The following is a 24,599-nucleotide window of genomic DNA, read 5'->3' as shown; positions in this document are numbered from 1 at the left end:
TTTATATGACCGAAGAAACACAAAACCCCGTTTCAGAACAAGCACAAACTCAACCAGAAGTGGTGTTTCAAATTCAACGTATTTATATTAAAGATGTGTCATTTGAAGCGCCTAATTTGCCACATATTTTTCATCAAGAATGGAAACCAAATTTAAGCTTTGACTTAAGCACTGAAGCTAAACAATTAGGTGATGATTTATACGAAGTGGTGTTAAATATTTCTGCCGAAACAACCATGGAAGGCAGCAAAGAAGTGGCATTTATTTGTGAAGTGAAGCAAGCTGGCGTATTTACCATCAGCGGGTTAGAAAATATGCAAATGGCGCATTGTTTAACCTCACAATGTCCGAATATGCTGTTCCCTTATGCGCGTGAATTGATCTCTAGCTTAGTTAATCGCGGGACCTTCCCGGCGTTAAATCTTGCTCCGGTAAATTTTGATGCCTTATTTATGGAACATTTACGTCGTATTGAACAGCAAGAAGAACAAGCGGAACAACCTACTGCTCATTAATTAAATTTAAAAGTCTTTCGTAGGGTGCGGACCGATGCGTCCGCCCGCCCAAAACGGAGCGGGATTTTCAGGCGGACATATTGGTCTGCCCTTACAATGCGAAATGCTTTTTTAAGGATTTTGCGATGACCATTCAAACACCGATTAGCGTATTGGGAGCGGGGTCTTATGGCACATCTTTAGCCATTGCCTTGTCCCGTAACAATTTCCCTACTTATCTTTGGGGGCATAACCCTGAACATTGTCGCCAGTTAGCCGAAGCACGCCAAAATGTACGTTTTTTGCCGGATATTGCTTTTCCAACGGCATTGCATATTGAAGCCAATCTTAAAACCGCGCTGCAAATCTCACGAGATTTATTAATAGTGGTGCCAAGCCATGTATTTGCGGACGTCATCGATCAAATAAAACCCCACTTACGCAATGATAGTCGGATTGCATGGGCGACTAAAGGCCTAGAGCGTGATACTGGGCGTTTATTGCAAACCGTGATGGAAGAAAAATTGGGCGATCATTATCCTCTAGCCATGCTATCCGGTCCAACTTTCGCCAAAGAATTAGCCGCCGGCTTACCCACCGCCATTGCGTTAGCATCCAATGACCCACAATTTGCGCTTGAACTGCAAAATCGAATTCATTGCAGTAAACATTTTCGGGTTTATTTAAATCAAGATATGATTGGTGTACAACTGGGCGGTGCGATTAAAAATGTGATTGCGATTGCCGCTGGTATTTCAGACGGTATGGGATTTGGAGCAAACGCCCGTACCGCCTTGATTACCCGTGGTATTGCGGAAATCAGCCGTTTAGGCGTATCATTAGGTGCGAACCCCAATACGTTTATGGGGATGTCTGGCTTAGGTGATTTAGTGTTAACCTGTACTGACAACCAATCTCGCAATCGACGTTTTGGTTTGATGTTAGGACAAGGTATTTCTGCTGAACAAGCAATGCATGAAATCGGTCAAGTGGTGGAAGGTTATTATAATACCAAAGAAACCATGTTATTAGCCCAACGACAACACATTGAAATGCCGATTACAGAACAAATGTATCAAGTACTGTTTCAGCATAAAACTGCTCAAGAAGCTGCTATAGCATTATTAAGTCGCGAGAAAAAGGAAGAATAAGGAGTAATTTATGTTAAATGATGTATGGCATAAAATTCGTGATGAAGCGAAAGAATTAGTCGAGCATGAACCCATGTTAGCCAGTTTTTTTCATTCTACAATTTTGAAGCATAAAAATTTAGGTAGTGTATTAAGCTATATTTTAGCCAATAAACTTGCTACCTCTACCATGCCAGCGATCACGTTACGAGAAATTATTGAAGACGCTTATCAAGCTCAGCCGAGTATTATTGAAAGTGCTGCCTGCGATATTTATGCGGTACGACAACGTGACCCCGCAGTAGCACTTTTATCTACGCCGTTACTCTATCTTAAAGGGTTCCACGCCATTCAAAGCTATCGTATTACCCATTATTTATGGCAAAATAATCGTCGTTCTTTAGCCATTTATTTACAAAATCAAATTTCTGTCGCCTTTGATGTGGATATTCACCCGGCAGCTCGTATTGGCTGCGGTATTATGTTTGACCATGCCACTGGCATTGTGGTAGGTGAAACGGCAGTGATTGAAAATGACGTATCTATTTTACAAGGTGTTACCTTAGGCGGTACAGGGAAAGAATCAGGCGACCGCCACCCAAAAATCCGTGAAGGTGTGATGATTGGTGCGGGGGCAAAAATACTCGGCAATATTGAAGTGGGTAAATACGCTAAAATTGGTGCTAACTCCGTGGTATTACAGCCTGTGCCGGAATATGCCACTGCTGCTGGTGTACCAGCTCGCATTATCGGTAAAGATAAAGATGCCAAACCAGCCTTTGATATGAACCAATATTTTATTGATGATGCAGCAATGCTGAATATTTGATGGGCTTTTGCTGAAATGTGTTTCTGCTTAATTGATACCAAGTAGAAACACATGATCTTTAAAAAATCATCACAATTTCTAGAAATATCTTAAAACCCCACAAAAAACACCGCACTTTTTGCTATAATCTTATTAAATGTTTCTAATCTCAATGAGTTTTTTATGCAGAATTTTGAAAGTCATACCCCCATGATGAAACAATATTTAACGCTCAAAGCGGAAAATCCAGATATTCTGTTGTTTTATCGCATGGGCGATTTTTATGAGTTGTTTTATGATGATGCTAAAAAAGCGTCAAGCCTGTTAGATATTTCACTGACTAAACGAGGCGCATCTGCGGGGGAACCGATACCTATGGCGGGCGTGCCATATCATGCGGTCGAGGGCTATTTAGCAAAATTAGTACAATTGGGCGAGAGTGTGGCGATTTGTGAACAAATTGGCGATCCTGCCACCAGTAAAGGTCCTGTTGAGCGGAAAATTGTACGCATCGTCACACCCGGTACGGTGAGTGATGAAAATCTGTTACCTGAACGCTTAGATAATCTGATTGTGGCGGTTTATCAAGAAAAAGCAAAATTTGGCTTAGCCAGCATTGATATGAGTTCAGGGCGTTTTCAAATTAGCGAACCTGAAAATAAAGAAACCTTAAAAGCCGAATTACAACGTTTAGCACCTGCCGAATTATTGTATTGCGAAGATTTTGCCGAAATGGATATGCTTGCCAACAGCAAGGGCTTACGCCGTCGTCCTATTTGGGAATTTGAATTAGGTACTGCTGTACAGTTACTTAATCGTCAATTCGGTACACAAAATCTCACTGCTTTTGGAGTAGAAAAAGCGATTCTCGGTTTGTGTGCCGCAGGTTGTTTAATTCAATATGTCAGGGATACTCAACGTAGTGCATTACCTCATATTCAAAGTATCAGTTTAATCCAGAATAATGAGAATATTCAATTAGATGCCGCCACCAGACGCAATCTTGAACTGACCCAAAATTTAACGGGTGGGAGCGAAAATACCTTGTCTGCGGTGTTGGATAAATGTGTTACCCCTATGGGGAGCCGTTTATTAAAACGTTGGTTGCATCAACCCATTCGTCAAGTGGAAAAGTTACGTTTACGCCACAACTATATTGCGGAAATCTTGCAATTTGACTTAATTGCTCAATTACAACCCTTGTTGCAACAAGTGGGTGATATGGAACGGATTCTAGCTCGAGTGGCGTTACGCACCGCTCGCCCAAGAGATTTTTCTCGTTTACGTTTGGCGTTGGCACAATTACCCGAAATTAATCAAATTCTCAAAATTTCACCAAAATTCACCGCACTTTCCTTATTAATTAGCGAATTTCCACCCATTTTAGATTTGCTGGAACGGGCGATTATTGATAATCCACCCCTGTTAATCCGTGATGGTGGCGTGATCGCCGAAGGCTATCATGCCGAATTAGACGAATGGCGAAGCCTAGCCCAAGGGGCAACCCAATATTTAGAAGAGCTAGAACGCCGTGAACGAGAAACCACAGGGATTGATACCTTGAAAGTCGGATTTAATGCAGTACATGGTTACTACATTCAAATTAGCCAAGGACAAGCCCACAAAGCACCGATTCACTATGTTCGCCGTCAAACCTTAAAAAATGCCGAACGTTATATTATTCCTGAATTAAAAACCTACGAAGATAAAGTTCTCAAAGCCAAAGGGGCAAGTTTGGCGTTAGAAAAGCAGCTTTATGATGAAATTTTTGAGCAAATTCTACCGCACTTAGGTGATCTACAATTAGCCAGTCTTACCCTTGCCGAGTTAGATGTATTGGTTAATTTGAGCGAACGGGCAGAAACGCTAAATTACGTACAACCTGAATTTAGCAATGAAATTGGGGTAAAAATTGAAAATGGTCGCCACCCTGTGGTGGAACAAGTATTGAAAGACCCTTTTATTGCCAACCCCGTGGAACTCAATCAGCAACGTCATTTATTGATTATCACGGGACCAAATATGGGCGGTAAAAGTACCTATATGCGACAAACCGCCTTGATTACCTTAATGGCATATATCGGCAGTTTTGTCCCCGCAGAACGCGCGGTGATTGGTCCTATTGATCGTATTTTTACCCGTATTGGGGCCAGTGATGACTTGGCTTCAGGGCGATCCACTTTTATGGTAGAAATGACCGAAATGGCAAATATCCTCCATCAAGCCACCGCACAAAGTTTAGTCTTGATTGATGAAATAGGACGTGGCACATCTACCTATGACGGTTTATCACTGGCGTGGGCTTGTGCCGAATGGTTAGCTAAAAAAATCAGAAGTCTTACCCTATTTGCTACCCATTATTTTGAACTCACTGCCATGCCAGAACAGATCACTGGCACAATGAATGTGCATTTAGATGCCCTAGAACATAATAACAGCATTGCTTTTATGCACAGCGTACAAGACGGTGCTGCCAGTAAAAGTTATGGTTTAGCCGTGGCAGCCTTAGCGGGTGTGCCACAAAATGTGATTAAGCTGGCAAAACAAAAATTAACGCAGCTTGAGAAATTATCAAGCAAAAGTGCGGTAAAAAAATCTGACATTTTATCTCTGCAGGCAGAGTTACCCTTATTAAATGAAGATGAAAGTAAAAACGAAGTGTTAGAGATGTTAGAAAAACTCGATCCAGATGAGTTAAGTCCAAAACAGGCGTTGAGTTATTTATATCAGTTAAAGAAGATATTGAATTAGGAAAGGTTATGTTTCAAGAACGACAAGAAATGATTTTGCTTTATCTCAAAAGCCATAATATGGCAACAGTTGAGCAGTTGGTTAAAGTGACGGATTCATCACCTGCTACCATTCGCCGCGATTTGATTAAATTAGATCAGGAAGGATCTATTATTCGTACGCACGGTGGCGTGGCATTAAATCAATTTGTACCGTTTCAACCCACTACCGATGAGAAAAAGTTAAAACAAATTGCGGAAAAAGAACGTATTGCCGATTATGCGGTTTCCCTGCTTAAAGCAGGTGATGCGATTGTATTAGATGCTGGTACCACAACCCTTTGTATTGCAAGAAAAATCAGCCATATTCCACTGCGAGTTATCACCACTGATTTACATATTGCCCTGTTACTTTCAGAATATAAACAGATGGAGGTGATTATGACCGGAGGAAAAATCGATGCCAGCAGCCAATCTTGTATTGGCAATCAAACCACACGATTATTACAAAATATTTATCCTGATTTTGCTTTCGTGAGTTGCAATTCTTGGAGTGCTGCACAAGGTATCACCGCCCCTACGGAAGAAAAAGCCTGTTTAAAAAGATTGTTGCTGCAAAACGCCACACGCAAAGTATTGGTGGCAGATAGCAGTAAATATGGCAAATTTTCCTTATTCCAGGCCAGCTCACTAAATGAGCTGTCAGATATTATTACAGATTCGGGGTTAGAAGATAAGATGGTGGAAGAATTGGGCGGTTTTAATAATGTGAATCTGCAACTTACTTAAGCTTAAGTTAGATAAAAAAGTTGCTAAAACTATATAGTAGTTTATAGCAACCTTTTTGTCCATTATGTCAACAGTTAGACTATTACAAAATTTCTTTGGCTTTTGCTACCACGTTTTCCACCGTGAAGCCGAACAATTTGAATAATTGATCTGCTGGGGCGGATTCGCCGAAACTTTGCATTGCCACGATACGACCGTCAAAGCCAACGTATTTGTACCAGAAATCGCCGATTTGGGCTTCAATGGCAACACGTTTGGTGATGTGTTTTGGTAACACGCTTTCACGGTAGGCTTCGTCTTGTTTGTCGAATACATTGGTGCTTGGCATAGACACCACACGCACTTTTTTGCCTTCGCCTTTCAACACTTCAGCGGCTTTAACCGCTAATTCCACTTCAGAACCGGTGGCAATTAAGATCACATCTGGGTTGTTGCAACCGCAATCGACCAAAATGTAACCACCACGAGCCACATTGGCTAATTGCTCTGCGGTGCGTGGTTGTTGTGCCAAGTTTTGACGAGTGAAGATTAACGCACTTGGGCCGTCTTGACGTTCTACTGCCGCTTTCCATGCCACTGCAGATTCCACTTGATCCGCTGGTCGCCATGTTTCCAAGTTTGGAATTAAGCGTAATGCGGCAGTTTGTTCCACAGGTTGGTGGGTTGGGCCGTCTTCGCCTAAACCGATAGAGTCATGGGTGTAAACGAATAAGGCACGTTGTTTCATCAGCGATGCCATACGCACGGCGTTGTGGGCGTATTCAAAGAACATTAAGAAGGTTGCACCGTAAGGAATGAAGCCGCCGTGTAGGGCGATACCGTTCATAATCGCTGACATACCGAACTCACGCACGCCGTAGTTCACATAGTTGCCGTCTACGTTTTTGTCGGCACGGATTGGTTTTGAACCTGACCATAGGGTTAAATTGGAGCTGGCAAGGTCGGCTGAACCGCCCAAGAACTCTGGCAATAAATGTGCATAGGCTTCAATGGCGTTTTGTGAGGCTTTACGGCTCGCAATTGACGCTGGGTTGGCTTGTAATTTTTCCACAAAGGCTTGACTTTCTTGCGCCCAGTTGGCTGGCAATTCGCCCGCTGCACGGCGTTTAAATTCTGCTGCAAGTTCTGGGTGAGCTTTTTCATAAGCGGCAAATTTGTCGTTCCACGCTTGCTCCGCTGCTTGACCTTGAGCTTTGGCATCCCATTCCGCATAAATATCCGCAGGAATTTCAAATGGAGCATAATCCCATTCCAAGGCTTTACGGGTTAAGGCAATTTCTTCATCACCTAGTGGTGCACCGTGGCAGTCGTGAGAAGCGGATTTGTTTGGTGAACCGTAACCGATAACGGTTTTACAGATAATCAAGGTTGGTTTATTAGTTTCTGCTTGAGCTTGTTTCACCGCTTCGGCGATTTGTTGTGGGTTGTGACCGTCAATCGCTGGAATTACTTGCCAACCGTAGGCTTCAAAGCGTTTTTGTGTATCATCAGTGAACCAACCGTCAACATGACCATCAATGGAAATATTGTTGTCGTCATAGAATGCAATTAATTTACCTAAGCCTAACGTTCCTGCCAATGAACAGGCTTCGTGGCTTACGCCTTCCATTAAACAGCCATCACCTAAGAACACATAAGTAAAGTGATCTACAATATCGTGACCTGCACGGTTAAATTGACCTGCAAGGGTTTTTTCTGCAATAGCCATACCCACGGCGTTGGTGATCCCTTGACCTAATGGACCAGTGGTAGTTTCCACACCCGGTGCATAGCCATATTCAGGGTGACCGGGGGTTTTAGAATGCAATTGACGGAAATTTTTCAATTCTTCAATTGGGAGATCATAGCCTGTGAGATGTAATAGGCTGTAAATTAACATCGAACCATGTCCATTAGATAACACGAAACGGTCACGATCTGCCCATTTTGGATTAGTTGGATTGTGTTTTAAGAAACCACGCCATAAGACTTCGGCAATGTCTGCCATTCCCATTGGGGCACCGGGGTGGCCTGATTTTGCCTTTTGTACAGCGTCCATACTTAAAAAACGGATTGCATTTGCAAGTTGTTTTTGCGTTGCCATTGTTTACTCCTGCTTAATGAGATTGAATGAATATGAATTGCTCTTTATTTTACCTGATTTTTCAGGGTAAAAGGTAAATTAATACGATTGATTTTATAGATAGCATTTAAAATGTGATCAAGATCACATTTTTATGGTGTACCAAGGGGAATTTGGCGTAAAAAGTGCGGTAAAAAATTTCCGAATTTTCCACCGCACTTTAACCAATAGGAACAAATAAGTTATTCAGGTGTAATCCAACTGACTTTCCAGCTGCCCGTATTTTCAGGCACTAAGGTCTTGACTAAATAAGGTAAAATCTGTTTCATTTGACTTTCTAATTGCCACGGCGGATTAATCACAATCATACCGCTGGCGGTCATGCCACGTTGATCGCTGTCAGGACGCACGGCGAGTTCAATTTGCAAAATTTTGCGAATGCCTGTGGCTTCTAAACATTTGATGATACGTTTGGTTTGTTGGCGTAACACCACGGGATACCAAATGGCATAAATGCCGGTGGCAAAACGCTTATAACCCTCCACAATGGCTCGCACCACCAGATCATAATCTTCTTTCAGCTCATAAGGGGGATCGATTAATACTAAACCACGACGTTCTTTGGGCGGCAACGTAGCCTTAAGCTGTTGAAAACCATCATCTCGTTTGGTGCTAATATTTTGATAGTCTTTGAATGTATTACGCAATAAGGGATAATCTGCGGGATGCAATTCAATGAATAACGCCCGATCCTGCTCACGTAACATAAGACTTGCAATAAAAGGTGAACCCGCATAGTAACGCAATTCTTTACCACCATAATTGAGCTTTTTGATTAAATTCACATAGCGTTGTATTTCTTCTGGTAAATCTTTTTGTTGCCACAATCTAGCAATACCAGCAAGATATTCAGCGGTTTTTTCTGATTCTTCACTCAATAAACGGTATTTCCCCACACCAGCATGGGTATCTAAATAATAAAAACCTTTGTCTTTTTGTTGCAGATTTTCAATAATCAGCATTTGCACAATATGCTTGAGTACATCGGCATGATTGCCTGCGTGGAAACTATGGCGATAGCTTAACATGGGATACCTTTGATTTTTAATATTCGCTAAATAAACAAAAACCCCGATGATCACTCATCAGGGCTTCTAAATATGGCTCCTCCTGCGGGACTCGAACCTGCGACATATGGATTAACAGTCCACCGTTCTACCGACTGAACTAAGGAGGAAAAGATGGTGCCTCGAGGCGGAATCGAACCACCGACACGGGGATTTTCAATCCCCTGCTCTACCGACTGAGCTATCGAGGCGTAACGCTCACTGCGCCAACACGGGGCGTATTAAACCGTATTTACGTCTTTCGGTCAATAGTTATTTTACAAAAAAATCTAAAATGTGTTTGTTTGCTTGTTTAATATGCAAAAAGTGTTAAAAATAGTCCCGCACTTGTAAAATACGGGAGTTGTCTTATCTCACTCTGCGATAACTCTGTTGTGCTTTATCCACTTTCAACAAGTAATTACGTGCCTGTGATGATGGATGAGCCGTGGTTAAAATACGATACACTTGTTCCGGTTGCATACGGTTAATTTGATAAATCGCTTGATCTTTATCAGGATTAAATACACGCAACACTGCACCCGCACCACTGTTATAGGCGGAAATCATGGCATAACGCATGGATGTTGGATTCTCAATCCCTGCCAAATATTCATTTCTCAACAACCATAAATAAGACACGCCAGCATCCACATTTTTAGCCGGATCAAATAAATAATTTTTACTTGGCTGTCCTGACAACCCTTTCATTTTAAACACATCACGCCCTGCACTATGTGGTACTACTTGCATTAAACCTAAGGCATTTGCATAACTAATCGCATAAGGGTTAAAGCTAGATTCCGTTTGCATAATCCCTAAAATTAAACTTTCATCAATGCCATATTGACGAGATGCTTTGCGTACAAACGGCAAATAGGCTCTAGCACGTACATTAACGTGATTTGCAATCATTTGAATGCTCACAAACTGCACAGCACGCCCATTGCTGAGTTTACGTTTTTTTAATCTGTTTTGAATTAAATAGCTAGCAAAATTATTTGCTGTATTGAGATCTCTAATCGGTTGACCAAAGTTATTGACGACCTGACCAACTAAGAACGGACGAGAGCTAATAGGTACATCACCTGAAGCAAATAAATCAATCCCTTTGGCATCAGATCCCATCAACAACGTATGCACAATGGCATTATGTAAACGATTTAAATCCGCAAGTGTTTCAATATTAATTTGCCCTTCTTCAAAGCTAATATGACTACGAGTGTAATAACTATCAGTATATTTTACATAGTCCTTACGACTCGCCACTAATAATTCATTAACCCCCCAAATTTGGTCAATATTTCGTGAAAACTGCCCCGTAAGTAAATCTAAACCATGCGTATCTTTCGCAAACGTCTCATCATAACTACGTTCTTGATTCGATGAACAGGCATACAAAAGAGAAATGATTGCCAACACGGCTAATTTTTTAAAGAAAATCTTTTTCATATTTATTTTATTTTGATTGTGGCACATAACCTTCAATATGTACCTCTTTACCTTCAAACAAAAAATTCACCATTTCTTGTTCTAATAATTGACGATGCTCAGCATTCATCATATTTAATTTTTTTTCATTAACTAGCATGGTTTGCTTTTTCATCCATTCGCCCCAAGCCTGTTTACTAATATTATCGAAAATACGTTTACCGAGTTCACCGGGATAAAGCTGAAAATCTAATCCTTCTGCTTGTTGTTTTAAATATGCACAAAATACTGTTCTTGCCATGGTTATTTTCTCTTATGAAATTCAATTAATAAATTTTTGACCGGCGTAGCGAGTCCAATTTGATCTGGATTATCAGGATCATACCAATATTTATCTGTGGTTGATACCGTAAATTGATATTTCGCCGGCTTTTCTGCTATTTTTTTCCAGTCTGTGCGATCTTCGTCACATTTTTTGCCATGAAGTTCCGCATAAATTGGATAAATATCTAAATGAAAATGACTAAAAGTATGTCTAAATGCCGTCCATTCTTGATATTGGCGAATACCTTGTGCAGCTAAATATTGCAACAATTCTGTTTTGCTAGGAAATTGTGGAAAACAATACAGCCCTCCCCACAAGCCAGAATGCTTACGTTGTTCTAATGCAATTTTGCCTTGACAGCTCAAAATTAAAAAATAACTTGTGCGTGCTGGCAAGGTCTTTTTCGGTTTTTTATGTGGATAATCCATCCAACAATTTGTTAAATTTGCACCGCACTTTTGACTAATTGGACACAAATCACACTTCGGTTTTGAACGCGTACAAACCATTGCCCCAATATCCATCATCGCCTGATTAAAATCCGCCACTTGATCTTGTGGGGTGACTTGTTCACTTAATGCCCAGAGTTTATTTTCTACTTTCTTATCGCCAGTCCAACCATCCACCAGAAAATAACGCGATAAAACACGTTTTACATTGCCATCTAAAATGGCATAAGGTTGATTTAATACCGAAGATAAAATGGCGCCTGCCGTGCTTCGCCCGATACCCGACAATGCCAGCACTTGCTCAAATTGCGTAGGAAATTGCCCTTGATATTCATCACGAATTTGCTGTGCTGCCTTGTGCAAGTTTCTAGCTCGAGCGTAATAACCTAAACCAGTCCACAAATGCAACACTTCATCAAGGGGAGCATTGGCAAGTGCGGTAATATTGGGAAAAGTTTTGATAAATCGCTCAAAATAAGGGATCACCGTAGCCACTTGGGTTTGTTGCAACATCACTTCCGACAACCACACACCATACAGCGTTTTATTTTGTTGCCACGGTAAATGCTTACGCCCAAATTGGTCGTACCAGTGAAGTACAGCCTGAGCAAAAGGGGCGATTGAGCAAGATTGTGCAGTCATATAGTGTAAAAGTGCGGTGAAAAAAGAAAATTTTAGCATAGCGATAATGTAATAGAAATGTGAAATTATTATTTACATTTCTCAGGCGATCTTTAATAATACAAACGATTTTTATTTTAATATTTTAACTCATAAGGAAAGCTCATGAAAAAATCACTTTTAGCAAGTGCTATTGTGTTAGCCTTAGCTAATCAATATGCCGTTGCCAACACCGCTAAATCTAATGAAAATCTGCAAGAAATTAAAGTCGTTGAACAAGAAGCGAGTGATTTAACCACGACAATTACGCCCAATCAAATCACCAGAACCAATCCGGCTGATATTAAACAAATGTTAGAAAATACTATTGATGTCAATGTCAACGAATTACAACGTACACGTGGTGGAAATGATGGTGTGAATATCCGTGGCTTGCAAGGAAACCGTGTTGCCACCAGTGTTGATGGTATCCCTTTGCCAGAAAGTCAAGAAAACAAATTGTTTACCACCATTGCCGGTGCTTTTGGACGCGGTGATTTTGTCGAACCCAGTTTATTGCGTTCCGCCAGAGTTGATCGTTCTGGTTCTGCATCAGGGCTTTCCGGTGCAATTGATTTCCAAACCCTTGAACCACAAGATTTATTGAAAAATCGTGCGTTCGGTGGATTATTCTCCACCGGCTATCAAAGTGTTGATACGTCACTGGTCGGCACTATGGGGGTCGCATTACAACATGGTGATTATCAAGGTTTAGTGGTTGGTACGCAACGTAAAGGTCATGAAACTAAAACCAATGGCGATAATTCGGGTACCGGTTCAACGCGTACAGAAGCAAACCCGGCGGATTACAAAAATGGTGCGGTGTTAGTAAAAAATTATTACCAAATCAATGAGCAAAATCGTATCGGCTTAGCGGTGGAATATGTGCATAGACGGACTGAAACCGATAACCTTTCCGATATTTCAACAAGCGTTACGCCTTTTGTCACCACATCCACTGACAGTAGTCATAGCAATGATCAAGTCACACGTACTCGTTTAGCTCTCACACATAATTACACCGGTAACGATATTAAACTAGATAGCAAACTCTATTTCCAACAATCAGATACAGAAAATTACCGTGTTCGTCATCAAACCAGAACAGTATCAGGTAACTCTACGGTAACAGAACGCATAGATAACATGGACAATAAAGAAAAGTTATACGGATTATCGACTCAAGCGACACAATTTATTAATAGTTCCATTCCGCAAGTATTACGTTATGGCTTAAGCGCGAGCTATCATGATCTCACCAATGATATTGATACCACGTCAGATACCAGTCTTTCACAATCTTCCGCAGACACCAAACAATTCCGTTTGCATGCTTATGTCGAAGATGAATTACAATTTGGTGATTTGTTAGTTACCCCGCAATTAGGCTTAGTACATTACCGTTTAAACCCAGATGCTGACGGCTATAATGACTGGGTTACCCAATATATACCGAATTCAGGCGTACAAAAACAACATAAAACCGCTTTCTTACCAAAATTAACCTTAGCTTATCAAGTTGCTAATGAATTTGTGCCGTATGTCCAATATTCTCGTGGTTTTAAAGCACCGTCAGCGCAACAACTTACCACATCCTATGGTCGCCAACAATATGGCTATGCGATTGTGGGGAATCAAAATCTTAAACCAGAAACAGCGAATAACTTTGAAGCGGGTTTCAAAGGTAACAATGAACGCTTTAACTATCGTGTCAGTGGTTTCTACAACCTTTATAAAAACTTTATCGATTACCGTTATCTAGCTAATACAGGATTAGCCAACTATGCTTATCAATATCAAAATATTGCCAAAGCTAAAATCTATGGGGTAGATGCCGAAGGGAAATGGAATTTCTATGATGATTTCTATTTCACTGGTGGTTTAGCTTATAGCAAAGGTAAGATGAAAGATAATGAAAGCGGTGAGAAAAATCCAATTAGTACCATTCAACCGCTAAAATTGAAAGCTGGTTTGAGTTATGAAAATGAATTTTGGGGGGCCAGTGGCACCATCACGCATGTACGAGCAAAAGCGGATAAAGATATTTACGGCTCAATGTACAATCCAAGCACATCCTATAATGTCGTAGATTTCGGATTATACATTCGTCCAATCAAAGATCTCACCTTAAGTGCAAGCTTAAATAATGCCTTTGATAAAAAATACTGGAACTGGGCGGATATTTCCTATTTTGCGGGGAATAGCCGTGGTACGAATATGACGGCCAATAGCGATAGCTCGGTAGCAATTTCACAAGAGAATGCTGATGCTTATAGCGCACCGGGACGTAATTATAGTATCAATCTCCGATATGAATTTTAATTAATCTACAATATCGGCTTAAAGTGTGTCGTTATCATCTTTAAGCCGATTTTTATTCCCCATTCCTATAATTCATCTCATTAAATCTGTTAGAATAGCCATAATTATTAGCAAAATAGCTTGTTATTATGATTCAAAAAATGCAATCTTCCCGTTTCTTGTTAAAACTCACCATTATGATGATAGGTGGCTTTGCCTTTTTGCAAGTCTATTCTATTCAGGCCATTTTACCGGTATTAATGGAACATTTTTCCGCCTCTAAAGTGCAAGCAGGGTTAACCGTGGGGGTAACAGTGATGGCTGTTGCTATCATATCGCCTGTTATGGGGATGTTTTCCGATGCCGTGGGGCGAAAAAGCCTGATCGTGATCTGTATGTTGCTTATCGTGTTCCCCACTGCCTTACTCAGCATAAGTGAAAATATCACACAGATTAAATTATGGCGGTTTTTACAAGGCTTATTTGTGCCGGGAGTTACGGTAGTCACCATCGCTTATATTAGCGAAGAATTTCCTGACCGATTAGCATCGATGCTGTCTTTATATGTATCAGGAACCGTTCTGGGGGGATTTTCGGGGCGGTTTTTGATCGGCTATTTACATAGTATAGTGGGTTGGCAAACGGGGTATTTAATTTTCGCCGGTTTAATGTTAATCGGGGTAATATGGGCGGCGTTGGTGTTGCCTGCATCAAAAAATTTTGTGGTGAGCGGAAATTTTCGGTCTTCGCTGCATATTCTTCGGCAACATATTCAAAATCCCCATGTGCTAACCGCTTGTGCGTTAGGGGCTTGTGTGTTGTTTAGTCTAGTCAGTATTTTTACCTTTATTAACCTGCATTTAGCTGATGATCCTTACTATCTCAGTTCAGCTAATCTGGCGAATATTTTTACGGTTTATCTGATTGGTATGCTAATTACGCCCTTGACGGCGAAACTGATTCACAATGTCGGGATTGCCAACAGTTTATTGCTCGCGATTATGAGTTCCATCATCGGGGCATTGATTACCCTGTGTTCGCCGTTATGGCTAATTATTGTGGGCTTGATTATTATGTCATCCGGCGTGTTTATTAGCCAAGCCACCACTATTAGCCATATCTCGCAACATGTTAACCAAGGACGTTCACTGGCGTCTGGACTATATTATATGTGTTATTACACTGGCGGCAGTATTGGCGCTTGGGTTTGTGGGATAAGTTATACCTATTTCGGTTGGTCAGGTGTGGTATTTACCGTGGTGTTATTACAAATTGTCGCGTTGAATATCGTGTTTTTTGGTATAAAGCTCGCTAAAAGAACAACGCCATAAGCATCAAGAAAATTTGCACCACGCTGTTAAATCCGTATAATTGCTGCCAAATTTATCACCAATAAATCATTATGACAGAACAAAAAAATACTTTTGCGGGTCAAAAACGTAAAACCGTCGAAAGCGCCGAATTTACCGAAGACGGTCGCTATAAGCGTAAAGTCCGTAGTTTTGTGCTACGTACAGGGCGATTAAGTGAATACCAACGTCAAATGATGAATGATAACTGGGCTAATTATGGCGTAGATTATCAAGACGAACTCTTTGATTTTGCTAAAATTTATGGCAATAGTCATCCTGTGGTATTAGAAATAGGCTTTGGTATGGGAAAATCCTTAGTGGAAATGGCAGCACAACATCCTGATAGAAATTATCTGGGTATTGAAGTCCATACACCGGGTGTGGGGGCTTGTTTGGCATATGCGTTAGAGAAAGGGGTTAAAAATTTGCGTGTCATGTGCCACGATGCCACGGAAGTATTGCGGGACTGTATTGCGGAAAATTCATTGGGTGGCTTGCAATTATTCTTTCCCGATCCTTGGCAAAAAGCCAAACATCATAAACGGCGCATTGTCCAGCCGGCTTTTGTGGAAACCGTGGCGAAAAAATTACAAACCGGTGGCTTTATTCATTTCGCCACCGACTGGGGAAATTATGCTGAACACATGCTGGGTGTGTTACAATCTGTGCAAAGTGCGGTGGGAATTCGCAATGTTTCAATCACGAACGATTATATTGAACGCCCGGATTTCCGCCCTTTAACCAAATTTGAACAACGTGGTCATAAACTGGGTCACCGCGTTTGGGATTTATATTTTATTAAAGAATAGGGCTAACCCCCTGATAGCATAGGAGAAAAATATGGCTATTCAACGTAATGCGCGTCAGCGTAAAAAAATGCATTTAGCAGAATTCCAAGAATTAGGCTTTTTAGTCAATTGGCAATTCGCCGAAGGTACGGCTATTGAGAAAGTCGATGAAATCGTTGATCGCTTTATTGATGAAGTTATCCAACCAAATGGCTTAGCTTATGAAGGTAGTGGCTATTTACATTGGGAAGGGCTAGTGTGCTTAGAAAAAATTGGCAAATGTGATGAAAATCACCGCACTTTAGTGAGAAACTGGTTAGAAAGCAATGGATTACAACAAGTGGAAATCAGTGAATTATTTGATATTTGGTGGGAATTCCCGACTAAATAGTCATCTAGCAACAAAAAATAGGGCTATTAGCCCTATTTTTTGGATTTCTTTTAAAATACCGCTTCAACACGTAAAAACAGATTAATAAAATGCGTACGATCTTCCTTACGATCATTATAGTATTGCACTTCAGGTTTGATAAAAATCCATTTTCTGAAAATAGGCTGACGCCAACTAATAAAAGGACCATACACCGTTAAATCCGCTTTCTTATGTTCTATCGGGCCACCGGTAAAAATACCATAATTAAGTTCCCGATTGCCACTAAAACGATGTTGGCGGTAGATACTATTTCCCCAATTGGTCTCTTCATCATTATCATGAGTATATTCAAGGTAAAGGCTACTAATATTGCTAACCTGATTACTTTCATAATGTTTAACGTCAAAATTAGTACGTAAAAAATGTTTGCTGTTGGCACCGTAACGATAAATCTGTTCCACTCTTGATCCCACATTTTCGGTCCATTGCCAGTTTTTACCCGCTTTCGCTCGCACGAAAATATCAGCGCCATGACGAATACCAAGATCGAGATCGGTATCAATCCCCCAACGTTTAAGATCATTTGACCAACGCAACGCTACGGATGCATTATCATTACGGCTACTTTTTCGATCTAATTTTTTGGTTTGTAACGGATCTTTACGGCTTGGATTAACGGGATCGTCCATTATGTTATCAATAGATTCATCACCAAATACCAAACTCCATCTGCGTTTTAAAGTCGGTAATTTAATTTTACCTCGGATTCTTGGTTTAATCGTATAATGATCATAATGATTCCAACGATTATCCAACATGATACGCAAGGTGGCACTAGAGGGATCATTGGGATCGGTTTCACCAAACCAACCGTCAATATCATTAGACCACTCCTTTAACGTTTGTCTAATACTTTTATGTGAGCTATCAACCCAATTTTCGTCACTTGTTTCTGCCCAAGCATGACTCGTCAATCCCAATAACACTAAGGGAGTAAAATAATACACTTTTTTTGCCATAGTATTTCTTCCATAACGTATTGATCAACAATCACATAATAAAGTTATTATATGATAAATGCAAATTTTATTTATTTAGAAAAAATCATCTTGGCTTTACTATTTGTAAATGATATTTACGCGTTAAACCTTGACGAAAGACACTTTCAGGAGTAATATTCGCCCCGATTTTATTACTTAGGAGCAACACACTTTGGACAGTCACAGTCGATACCGACTTTATATTTTCATTTAGTGTCGCCTTTCCCTTTCTTGGGGCTTATCGGCGACAAGGTCGTGGATAAGTTTTCCACCATTTTGGTATCTTTTTATGCTTTTTTCAACCGCACTTTGGGTGTTATTTGGTTGAAAAATCGGTTTTGTTCATTGCGTTTGTTCATCTCTCACAGGAGTATGACAACATGATTAATGCTTTTTCACTTGAAAATGCTCACCTTGCACGTTTAGAAGATGAAGATAACGCGGCGTTAAACAATGCCATTTGGATTGATTTAATTGAGCCAACCCGAGAAGAACGTGAAACCTTACAAGATAGCTTAGACCAAAATCTGGCGAGCTTTCTTGAATTGGAAGATATTGAAGCATCCGCTCGTTTTTTCGAAGATGAAGACGGTTTACATTTGCACTCTTTCTTTTATTGTGAAGATGAAAATGATTATGCGGATTTATCGTCCGTCGCCTTTACTTTGCGTGACGGTCGTCTCTTTACCTTACGCAATCGCGAATTGCCCGCTTTCCGCTTATATCGCATGCGTTCTCGTTATCAACGTTTAGAAGAATGTAATGCCTATGAAGTGTTGTTAGATTTATTAGAAACTAAAATCGAACAATTAGCCGACGTCATTGAAACCGTTTATGCGGAACTGGAAAAATTGAGCCGCATTATTTTAGATGGTAAACAAGGCGAAGCCTTTAACGAAGCCTTAGCCACCTTAACTGAACAAGAAGACAGCAGTTCAAAAGTACGCCTGTGCTTAATGGATACACAGCGTGCATTAAGTTTCTTGGTACGTAAAACCCGTTTGCCAACTAATCAGCTGGAACAAGCGAGAGAAATTTTACGCGATATTGAATCTCTACAACCGCATAATGAAGCGTTGTTCCAGAAGGTCAACTTCTTGATGCAGGCAGCCATGGGTTATATCAATATTGAACAGAACAAAATCATTAAAATTTTCTCAGTGATTTCCGTGATTTTCTTACCACCAACCTTAGTAGCATCCAATTACGGCATGAACTTTGAGATTATGCCAGAATTGCATTTCGAATACGGCTATGCCATGGCATTAGGTATAATGTTGCTCGCTGCGATTGGTCCGTATTTTTATTTTAAACGCAAAGGTTGGTTATAATTCATAAAAGTGCGGTAGTTTTTGGGCGTTTTTTAACGCCCTTTCGCTTTTTATGTTACAATCATGTAAATGTTATTTTATTAAGAAAAAATTATGTCAAGAGAAAAGAAAAGTCGTCGCATCACAGATACTATGCCGATTCGAAAATCTGATAAAAAATCGGAAAAACCTTTGTTTGGCAAGAAGTTATCACGTTATGAATTAGATGCAAAAGCTCGCCAAGAAAAAAGAAAACGCAAACATAAAGGGCTTGCCAGCGGTTCTCGTCATAGTGTTACGGACAACAGCAAGCAAACTCAAACGACAGAATACAAAGATCCTCGTATCGGTAGCCGTAAAAAAGTGCCTTTGGTGGTGGAATTTGTCAATAAACCAGAACAAGGCAAAGCTATTCCGGCGTTAAAAACAGAACCAAAATCTAGCACACTTAATCCAATGTTAGAACTAGAACAGTTGGAAAATAATGAATGCCTAAATGATTTATTAGATCAATTAGATGCAGGCAAAACACTAAATACGGAAGATCAAAAATTTGTGGATGAATGCCTAGATCGCATTGCTCAATTAATGAATGAACTTGGCATTGACGAAGAAGATGAAAGTGAAGAGGATTTATACCGCACTTTCGAGAAAATAGATATTAACCGGTTTAAATAATGACAACGATTTTACTTATTCTTGGTACCCTGATTCTACTGGCAATGACAGGTTATACCATTTATTTATTAATGCAATTACGCAAACAAAAACGCTTATTTGCACAAGCTAAACAAGCTCGTATGAATCGCATTAAGGAAAGTGTCACGCTTATTGCTAAAGCCATGCTAGTCGGTGATTGTAACCATTCCGAAGGGGTTATTCGGCTTAAGATGTTACTTGATCCCCTAGGGCAAAAACGCCTTGTGGATTATTCCGCCATGTGGCAACTGTATGAAATCGTACAAGATATGCCAACCCACGACGCTCGTAAAACACTGAAAAAGAATGAACGGATGCGATTAGATCTGCAACGAGAAAGCAAAGAAAGCGAACTAGAACAACACATTAAACTGGAAATTCAACAACTACTTGAAGATATAAAATAGCCATGAGCGACATTACTTGGGATCACAACCTTATCCAGAAATATAACTACTCTGGACCACGTTACACCTCTTATCCAACCGCATTGGAATTTAGCGAAAGCTATACGGATGAAGATTTTCAAGCCGCAGCAGAACGTTATCCTGAGCGTCCCTTGTCCTTGTATGTACATATTCCTTTTTGCCATAAGCTTTGTTATTTCTGCGGTTGTAATAAAGTGATTACGCGTCATCAACATAAAGCCGATATTTATTTGGATTATGTGGAACAAGAAATCAAAACCCGAGCGGAATTATTCCAAAATCGTGTGGTGACCCAAATTCACTGGGGGGGCGGTACACCAACCTATCTAAGTGAAGAACAATCAGCACGTTTAATGAAAATGCTGACTGATCACTTTAAGATCGCAGACAATGCTGAAATTTCCATTGAAATGGATCCTCGTGAGATTGAGCTTTCCATGTTGGCTCATTTACGCAAAATCGGCTTTAACCGCATCAGTATGGGCGTGCAAGATTTTAATAAAGATGTTCAAAAAGCGGTGAACCGTGAGCAAGATGAAGCTTTCATTCAAGCCTTGCTTATGCATGCCAAAGAACTCGGTTTTCAATCGACTAATTTAGATTTAATCTATGGTTTGCCATTGCAAAGTGTAGAAAGTTTTATGTTTACTTTACAAAAAGTCATAGAGCTCGCTCCTGATCGTTTAAGTGTATTTAATTACGCTCACTTACCCACTCGTTTTGCTGGTCAGGCAAAAATTAAAGATCACCAGTTGCCAACTCCTGAAACTAAGCTAACGATTTTGCAAAAAACTATCGAAACCTTAGGTGATGCCGGTTATAAATTTATCGGTATGGACCACTTCGCTAAACCGGATGATGAGCTGGCGATTGCCCAAAACAAAGGTATTTTACACCGCAATTTTCAAGGCTATACCACTCAAGAAGAATGTGATTTACTTGGTTTAGGCGTATCGGCAATTAGTTTGTTAGGCGATACTTACGCACAAAACCAAAAAGAAATCAAACGCTACTATACCGACGTGGATAGCACAGGTATTGCCCTACATAAAGGCTTAGTGTTAAGCCAAGAAGATTGTTTACGCCGTGATGTCATTAAGGCGTTAATTTGTAATTTTAAATTAGATTTTGCCACCATTGAACAACAATATCAGATTGATTTCAAAGCCCATTTTTCAGAAGACTTAGCGTTACTTGCGCCATTGGCAGAAGATGGGTTAGTCCAGATTAATGATAGCAGTATTCAAGTGTCGTCAACCGGTCGATTGCTCATTCGTAATATTTGTTTATGCTTTGATATTTATTCACGTCAACAGGCAAGAAGACAGCAATTTTCCAGAATTATTTGATGAAAAAAAGGCGGTGATTTCCACCGCACTTTCCTATTACTCAACACGCTCTCCATGTAATACTAAGTCTAAACCTTTACGTTCATCATCATAGCCCACACGCAAGCCAATTGTTTTATCAATCAATTTTAGAATAATAAAGCTACCAATCGCACTATAAGCAATTGTAATCAGCACACTTTCAATTTGTAACCATAAGGTAGTATCTGTAGCTGAAATATCGGTAGAGACAAACACTCCGGTTAAGATTGCACCGACAATCCCCCCAACACCATGGATACCAAAAGCATCTAAGGTATCATCATAACCTAACCAATATTTTAATTTGGTCGCCGCAAAATAACAAATTGCACTGGTAATAACGCCGATAAACAAGGCACTTTGGATTGAAACAAAACCAGCTGCTGGGGTAATGCCAACTAATCCGGCAATCGCACCGGAAGCTAAACCTAATGCCGACGGTTTATGTTTCAAAGCGACTTCAACGAGAATCCATGTTAATGCAGCACCAATCGTCGCCACTTGTGTGGTGGCTAATGCCATCCCCGCTCTCGCATCCGCTGCCAAAGCAGATCCAGCGTTAAAACCAAACCAACCCACCCACAACATTGCCATCCCAATCAAGGTTAAAACAAGGTTGTGCGGTGCCATGACTTCACGCCCATAGCCAACACGTTTACCAATCATAATAGATGCCACTAAACCTGCTACACCCGCGTTGATATGAATCACTGTACCACCGGCATAATCTAATACGCCATCAGATGCCAACCAACCGTCAGGTCCCCATACCCAATGTGCGATGGGTACATAAATAAATAACGACCAGAATCCAACGAACAATAGCAAGGCAGAAAATTTCATTCGTTCTGCAAATGCTCCGGTAATAATTGCTCCGGCAATAATCGCAAATGCCATTTGGAAAATCATAAATACCGCTTCTGGAATCGTACCGGCACCGGGATAAATTGTGCCTAACTCTTTCTCACTGAACAACGCTAAACCTTGTAAAAAGAAACGATCCGTCCCTCCTAAAAAGCCAGTATTTTCAGTAAAAGCAAGGCTATAACCAAAGCTAAACCAAATCACCCCGATCAGACAAGCCACCGCTAAACTCTGCATCATGGTTGCCAGAACATTTTTCTTACGAACCATGCCGGCATAAAATAAAGCAAGCCCCGGTAAGGTCATAAAGAGTACCAAAATTGCCGATACCATTACCCAAGTCGTATCGCCAGAATCTAGCTCAGAAAGTGGTCTTAGCCATTCTTCTGTGCTCGCCATTGCCATCAGTGGGGACATAAAAACCCCAACAATTAATAACCATTTCATCATAATTTGTTCTCCGAAAAATAAAAAATTTACACCGCGCTTTCGTCAATTTCACCCGTACGAATACGAATAACCCGTTCTACTGGCTTAACAAAAATCTTGCCATCACCAATTTTACCTGATTGCGCTGCCGAACAAATGGCGTCAATAACTTGCTCTACCATATCATCCGTAATCACAATATCTATTTGAATCTTAGGCAAAAAGTCGATCATGTATTCTGCCCCACGGTAAAGTTCCGTATGCCCCTTTTGACGGCCGACACCTTTCACTTCAAGCACGGTCATACCTTGAATACCAATATCACTTAACGCATCTCGTACATCATCTAAACGAAAAGGTTGAATAATTGCTGTAATTTGTTTCATTTGATTCCTCCTGTGGATAAAACTAAAGGTAAATTTTAGGTAAAAGATACCTAGCCCTAGTAGGTTGTTAGTTAACAAGCATAACTAGGGTGATGAAAGAAAACAGATATCGGAAAAGAAAAGATCTTTGGAGATAAATCTGTTCCCTTACGGTGACCACCGCTAAAGAACAGACCTTAGCGGAAGTCTTAATTCAAATTAAAATTATCGCTATTCATTGATAAGCTCTAGTATTAAAGAATATTTTTAAATTCAGCTAATACATCTTTTGGCCATACACTAGACTGTACTTCACCAATATGGTGTTTTTGTAACAATAACATCACTAAACGAGATTGACCGATACCCCCACCGATAGATAACGGCATGCGACCATTAATTAAATCTTGATGCCAATCAAATTTTAAACGTCCCTCATCATCTGTAATGGCTAATTGTTTACGCAATGCCGTTTCATCAACCCGAATCCCCATGGAAGAAAGTTCAAATGCGCGTTCCAATACTGGATTCCAGACTAAAATATCGCCGTTTAACCCTTTGTATTCACCTTCTGAAACCGTTGTCCAGTCATCATAGTCCGGAGCACGTACATCATGTGGTTTACCGTCAGATAATTCCCCTCCGATACCGATTAAAAACACGGCACCATATTTTTTACAAATTTCATTTTCACGTTGTTTATCTGTCATCCCCGGATATTGTTTAACTAAGTCCTCAGAATGAACAAATGTAATTTCTTTTGGTAAAAACGATTTTAAGCCATATTTTTCATCTACTGCTTTCTCAGTTTCTAAAATAGCCGCATAAATTGAACGCACCGTTTCTTTCAAGAAATCTAAATTACGACGACCGGCCGGAATCACTTTTTCCCAGTCCCATTGATCGACATAAACTGAGTGAGTTTGATCTAAACTATCTTCATCTGGACGTAATGCTTTCATATGCACAAACAACCCCTCGCCTTCTGCAAACCCGAAGCGAGCTAAGGTATGACGTTTCCACTTGGCAAGAGAATGCACCACTTCAAAAGAGGCCCCATCAATCATTTTTACATTTACTTGAACGGCTTTTTCTTTACCAGATAAATTATCTTGAATACCATTACCGACTTGACTTAATATCGGACCTTGAACTTCTACCAAACCTAAATGTTCAGCTAATTTTTCGGTAAATGTGTTTTTAGCAAAGCTAATTTCTTGTTGCTGTAAAATAAATGATTTTTCCATTTGTTTAAATATCTCTTTATTGTTGTTAATTAAGGTTTCGCTCAGTGCGT

At 40.3% G+C, this 24,599-nt stretch carries 22 protein-coding genes and 2 tRNA genes; 13 read left to right on the top strand and 11 right to left on the bottom strand.

The features are described from left to right. Nucleotides 1–5 precede the first annotated feature (5 nt). From secB to E0709_RS00650, 5 genes are all read left to right on the top strand, one after another. A complete protein-coding gene (gene secB / locus E0709_RS00670; RefSeq protein ID WP_132299543.1) occupies nt 6–515 on the top strand; it encodes a protein-export chaperone SecB in 510 nt (169 codons plus the stop codon). 125 nt (nt 516–640) lie between these two features. Next, complete coding sequence (gene gpsA / locus E0709_RS00665; RefSeq protein ID WP_132299541.1) at nt 641–1,645, top strand: NAD(P)H-dependent glycerol-3-phosphate dehydrogenase; 1,005 nt, start codon at nt 641–643, stop codon at nt 1,643–1,645. Nucleotides 1,646–1,655: 10 nt separating this feature from the next. Further along, nucleotides 1,656–2,453, top strand: coding sequence for a serine O-acetyltransferase (gene cysE, locus E0709_RS00660; protein ID WP_132299539.1), 798 nt, complete (start codon nt 1,656–1,658; stop codon nt 2,451–2,453). A gap of 162 nt (nt 2,454–2,615) precedes the next feature. Further along, nucleotides 2,616–5,183 (top strand): DNA mismatch repair protein MutS, encoded by a 2,568-nt coding sequence (gene mutS, locus E0709_RS00655; protein ID WP_132299537.1) that lies wholly within the window; start codon nt 2,616–2,618, stop codon nt 5,181–5,183. 8 nt (nt 5,184–5,191) lie between these two features. Beyond that, nucleotides 5,192–5,950: a DeoR/GlpR family DNA-binding transcription regulator gene (locus E0709_RS00650; protein WP_132299535.1), complete on the top strand. Its 759-nt coding sequence runs from the start codon at nt 5,192–5,194 to the stop codon at nt 5,948–5,950. Nucleotides 5,951–6,032: 82 nt separating this feature from the next. Here the strand turns inward: E0709_RS00650 and tkt are convergent, their stop codons facing one another. The 7 genes from tkt to mutY all read right to left on the bottom strand — a co-directional run bounded on the left by tkt (nt 6,033) and on the right by mutY (nt 11,965). After that, the gene (gene tkt / locus E0709_RS00645) at nt 6,033–8,033 is read right to left on the bottom strand and encodes a transketolase (RefSeq protein WP_132299533.1); all 2,001 of its coding nucleotides are present in this window, start codon (nt 8,031–8,033) and stop codon (nt 6,033–6,035) included. 221 nt (nt 8,034–8,254) lie between these two features. Next, nucleotides 8,255–9,100 (bottom strand): 23S rRNA (adenine(2030)-N(6))-methyltransferase RlmJ, encoded by an 846-nt coding sequence (locus E0709_RS00640; RefSeq protein WP_132299531.1) that lies wholly within the window; start codon nt 9,098–9,100, stop codon nt 8,255–8,257. Between the two features lie 73 nt (nt 9,101–9,173). Next, a tRNA-Asn gene (locus E0709_RS00635) sits at nt 9,174–9,249 on the bottom strand. Nucleotides 9,250–9,254: 5 nt separating this feature from the next. Then, nucleotides 9,255–9,330, bottom strand: a tRNA-Phe gene (locus E0709_RS00630). A gap of 157 nt (nt 9,331–9,487) precedes the next feature. Continuing rightward, nucleotides 9,488–10,570, bottom strand: coding sequence for a membrane-bound lytic murein transglycosylase MltC (gene mltC, locus E0709_RS00625; protein ID WP_132299529.1), 1,083 nt, complete (start codon nt 10,568–10,570; stop codon nt 9,488–9,490). 7 nt (nt 10,571–10,577) lie between these two features. Continuing rightward, entirely contained in the window at nt 10,578–10,850 is a 273-nt protein-coding gene (locus tag E0709_RS00620) for an oxidative damage protection protein (protein ID WP_132299527.1), read from the bottom strand. A 2-nt stretch (nt 10,851–10,852) separates the two neighbouring features. Continuing rightward, complete coding sequence (mutY, locus tag E0709_RS00615) at nt 10,853–11,965, bottom strand: A/G-specific adenine glycosylase (protein ID WP_132300268.1); 1,113 nt, start codon at nt 11,963–11,965, stop codon at nt 10,853–10,855. A gap of 144 nt (nt 11,966–12,109) precedes the next feature. On the opposite strand from mutY, the gene E0709_RS00610 reads away from it, so the two are divergent. From E0709_RS00610 to E0709_RS00595, 4 genes are all read left to right on the top strand, one after another. After that, nucleotides 12,110–14,305 (top strand): TonB-dependent hemoglobin/transferrin/lactoferrin family receptor, encoded by a 2,196-nt coding sequence (locus E0709_RS00610; protein ID WP_132299525.1) that lies wholly within the window; start codon nt 12,110–12,112, stop codon nt 14,303–14,305. Between the two features lie 140 nt (nt 14,306–14,445). Further along, complete coding sequence (locus E0709_RS00605) at nt 14,446–15,615, top strand: MFS transporter (protein ID WP_207905201.1); 1,170 nt, start codon at nt 14,446–14,448, stop codon at nt 15,613–15,615. Between the two features lie 71 nt (nt 15,616–15,686). Continuing rightward, a complete protein-coding gene (trmB, locus tag E0709_RS00600) occupies nt 15,687–16,445 on the top strand; it encodes a tRNA (guanosine(46)-N7)-methyltransferase TrmB (RefSeq protein ID WP_132299521.1) in 759 nt (252 codons plus the stop codon). Between the two features lie 31 nt (nt 16,446–16,476). Next, on the top strand, nt 16,477–16,815 hold the full coding sequence (locus E0709_RS00595; protein ID WP_132299519.1) for a YggL family protein: 339 nt from the start codon (nt 16,477–16,479) through the stop codon (nt 16,813–16,815). A 50-nt stretch (nt 16,816–16,865) separates the two neighbouring features. Here E0709_RS00595 and E0709_RS00590 read toward each other — a convergent pair whose 3' ends face one another. Next, entirely contained in the window at nt 16,866–17,816 is a 951-nt protein-coding gene (locus E0709_RS00590) for a hypothetical protein (protein ID WP_132299517.1), read from the bottom strand. A gap of 401 nt (nt 17,817–18,217) precedes the next feature. On the opposite strand from E0709_RS00590, the gene corA reads away from it, so the two are divergent. The 4 genes from corA to hemN all read left to right on the top strand — a co-directional run bounded on the left by corA (nt 18,218) and on the right by hemN (nt 21,623). After that, a complete protein-coding gene (gene corA / locus E0709_RS00585) occupies nt 18,218–19,168 on the top strand; it encodes a magnesium/cobalt transporter CorA (protein WP_132299515.1) in 951 nt (316 codons plus the stop codon). A 93-nt stretch (nt 19,169–19,261) separates the two neighbouring features. Beyond that, complete coding sequence (yihI, locus tag E0709_RS00580; RefSeq protein WP_132299513.1) at nt 19,262–19,825, top strand: Der GTPase-activating protein YihI; 564 nt, start codon at nt 19,262–19,264, stop codon at nt 19,823–19,825. Then, nucleotides 19,825–20,253 carry a DUF2489 domain-containing protein gene (locus E0709_RS00575; RefSeq protein ID WP_207905200.1) on the top strand — a complete coding sequence of 143 codons (429 nt, stop codon included), beginning with the start codon at nt 19,825–19,827 and terminating at the stop codon, nt 20,251–20,253. Before yihI ends, E0709_RS00575 begins: the two co-directional genes overlap by 1 nt. A gap of 2 nt (nt 20,254–20,255) precedes the next feature. Beyond that, on the top strand, nt 20,256–21,623 hold the full coding sequence (gene hemN, locus E0709_RS00570) for an oxygen-independent coproporphyrinogen III oxidase (protein WP_132299509.1): 1,368 nt from the start codon (nt 20,256–20,258) through the stop codon (nt 21,621–21,623). A 36-nt stretch (nt 21,624–21,659) separates the two neighbouring features. Here hemN and E0709_RS00565 read toward each other — a convergent pair whose 3' ends face one another. The 3 genes from E0709_RS00565 to asnA all read right to left on the bottom strand — a co-directional run bounded on the left by E0709_RS00565 (nt 21,660) and on the right by asnA (nt 24,549). Further along, nucleotides 21,660–22,958, bottom strand: a complete 1,299-nt coding sequence (locus E0709_RS00565; RefSeq protein WP_243640835.1) for an ammonium transporter — start codon at nt 22,956–22,958, stop codon at nt 21,660–21,662. A gap of 26 nt (nt 22,959–22,984) precedes the next feature. Beyond that, nucleotides 22,985–23,323: a P-II family nitrogen regulator gene (locus tag E0709_RS00560; RefSeq protein ID WP_132299507.1), complete on the bottom strand. Its 339-nt coding sequence runs from the start codon at nt 23,321–23,323 to the stop codon at nt 22,985–22,987. A 233-nt stretch (nt 23,324–23,556) separates the two neighbouring features. After that, nucleotides 23,557–24,549, bottom strand: a complete 993-nt coding sequence (asnA, locus tag E0709_RS00555) for an aspartate--ammonia ligase (RefSeq protein ID WP_132299505.1) — start codon at nt 24,547–24,549, stop codon at nt 23,557–23,559. Between the last annotated feature and the right edge of the window lie 50 nt (nt 24,550–24,599).

The sequence above is a fragment of the Lonepinella koalarum genome, assembly GCF_004565475.1.
Lineage (GTDB): Bacteria > Pseudomonadota > Gammaproteobacteria > Enterobacterales > Pasteurellaceae > Lonepinella > Lonepinella koalarum.
Note: the sequence above shows the minus strand (reverse complement) of the source record. Positions and strands in the feature narration are given on the sequence as shown.

Bases quoted from the DNA above. Each gene is read 5' to 3' on its own strand.
- E0709_RS00590 (WP_132299517.1), bottom strand. From the start codon at position 17,816: ATGGCAAAAAAAGTGTATTATTTTACTCCCTTAGTGTTATTGGGATTG.
- hemN (WP_132299509.1), top strand. From the start codon at position 20,256: ATGAGCGACATTACTTGGGATCACAACCTTATCCAGAAATATAACTAC.
- E0709_RS00640 (WP_132299531.1), bottom strand. From the start codon at position 9,100: ATGTTAAGCTATCGCCATAGTTTCCACGCAGGCAATCATGCCGATGTA.
- gpsA (WP_132299541.1), top strand. From the start codon at position 641: ATGACCATTCAAACACCGATTAGCGTATTGGGAGCGGGGTCTTATGGC.
- E0709_RS00595 (WP_132299519.1), top strand. From the start codon at position 16,477: ATGGCTATTCAACGTAATGCGCGTCAGCGTAAAAAAATGCATTTAGCA.
- E0709_RS00610 (WP_132299525.1), top strand. From the start codon at position 12,110: ATGAAAAAATCACTTTTAGCAAGTGCTATTGTGTTAGCCTTAGCTAAT.
- mutY (WP_132300268.1), bottom strand. From the start codon at position 11,965: ATGACTGCACAATCTTGCTCAATCGCCCCTTTTGCTCAGGCTGTACTT.
- yihI (WP_132299513.1), top strand. From the start codon at position 19,262: ATGTCAAGAGAAAAGAAAAGTCGTCGCATCACAGATACTATGCCGATT.
- tkt (WP_132299533.1), bottom strand. From the start codon at position 8,033: ATGGCAACGCAAAAACAACTTGCAAATGCAATCCGTTTTTTAAGTATG.
- E0709_RS00575 (WP_207905200.1), top strand. From the start codon at position 19,825: ATGACAACGATTTTACTTATTCTTGGTACCCTGATTCTACTGGCAATG.
- E0709_RS00565 (WP_243640835.1), bottom strand. From the start codon at position 22,958: ATGATGAAATGGTTATTAATTGTTGGGGTTTTTATGTCCCCACTGATG.
- E0709_RS00560 (WP_132299507.1), bottom strand. From the start codon at position 23,323: ATGAAACAAATTACAGCAATTATTCAACCTTTTCGTTTAGATGATGTA.
- corA (WP_132299515.1), top strand. From the start codon at position 18,218: ATGATTAATGCTTTTTCACTTGAAAATGCTCACCTTGCACGTTTAGAA.
- mutS (WP_132299537.1), top strand. From the start codon at position 2,616: ATGCAGAATTTTGAAAGTCATACCCCCATGATGAAACAATATTTAACG.
- cysE (WP_132299539.1), top strand. From the start codon at position 1,656: ATGTTAAATGATGTATGGCATAAAATTCGTGATGAAGCGAAAGAATTA.
- E0709_RS00605 (WP_207905201.1), top strand. From the start codon at position 14,446: ATGCAATCTTCCCGTTTCTTGTTAAAACTCACCATTATGATGATAGGT.
- E0709_RS00620 (WP_132299527.1), bottom strand. From the start codon at position 10,850: ATGGCAAGAACAGTATTTTGTGCATATTTAAAACAACAAGCAGAAGGA.
- trmB (WP_132299521.1), top strand. From the start codon at position 15,687: ATGACAGAACAAAAAAATACTTTTGCGGGTCAAAAACGTAAAACCGTC.
- mltC (WP_132299529.1), bottom strand. From the start codon at position 10,570: ATGAAAAAGATTTTCTTTAAAAAATTAGCCGTGTTGGCAATCATTTCT.
- secB (WP_132299543.1), top strand. From the start codon at position 6: ATGACCGAAGAAACACAAAACCCCGTTTCAGAACAAGCACAAACTCAA.
- asnA (WP_132299505.1), bottom strand. From the start codon at position 24,549: ATGGAAAAATCATTTATTTTACAGCAACAAGAAATTAGCTTTGCTAAA.
- E0709_RS00650 (WP_132299535.1), top strand. From the start codon at position 5,192: ATGTTTCAAGAACGACAAGAAATGATTTTGCTTTATCTCAAAAGCCAT.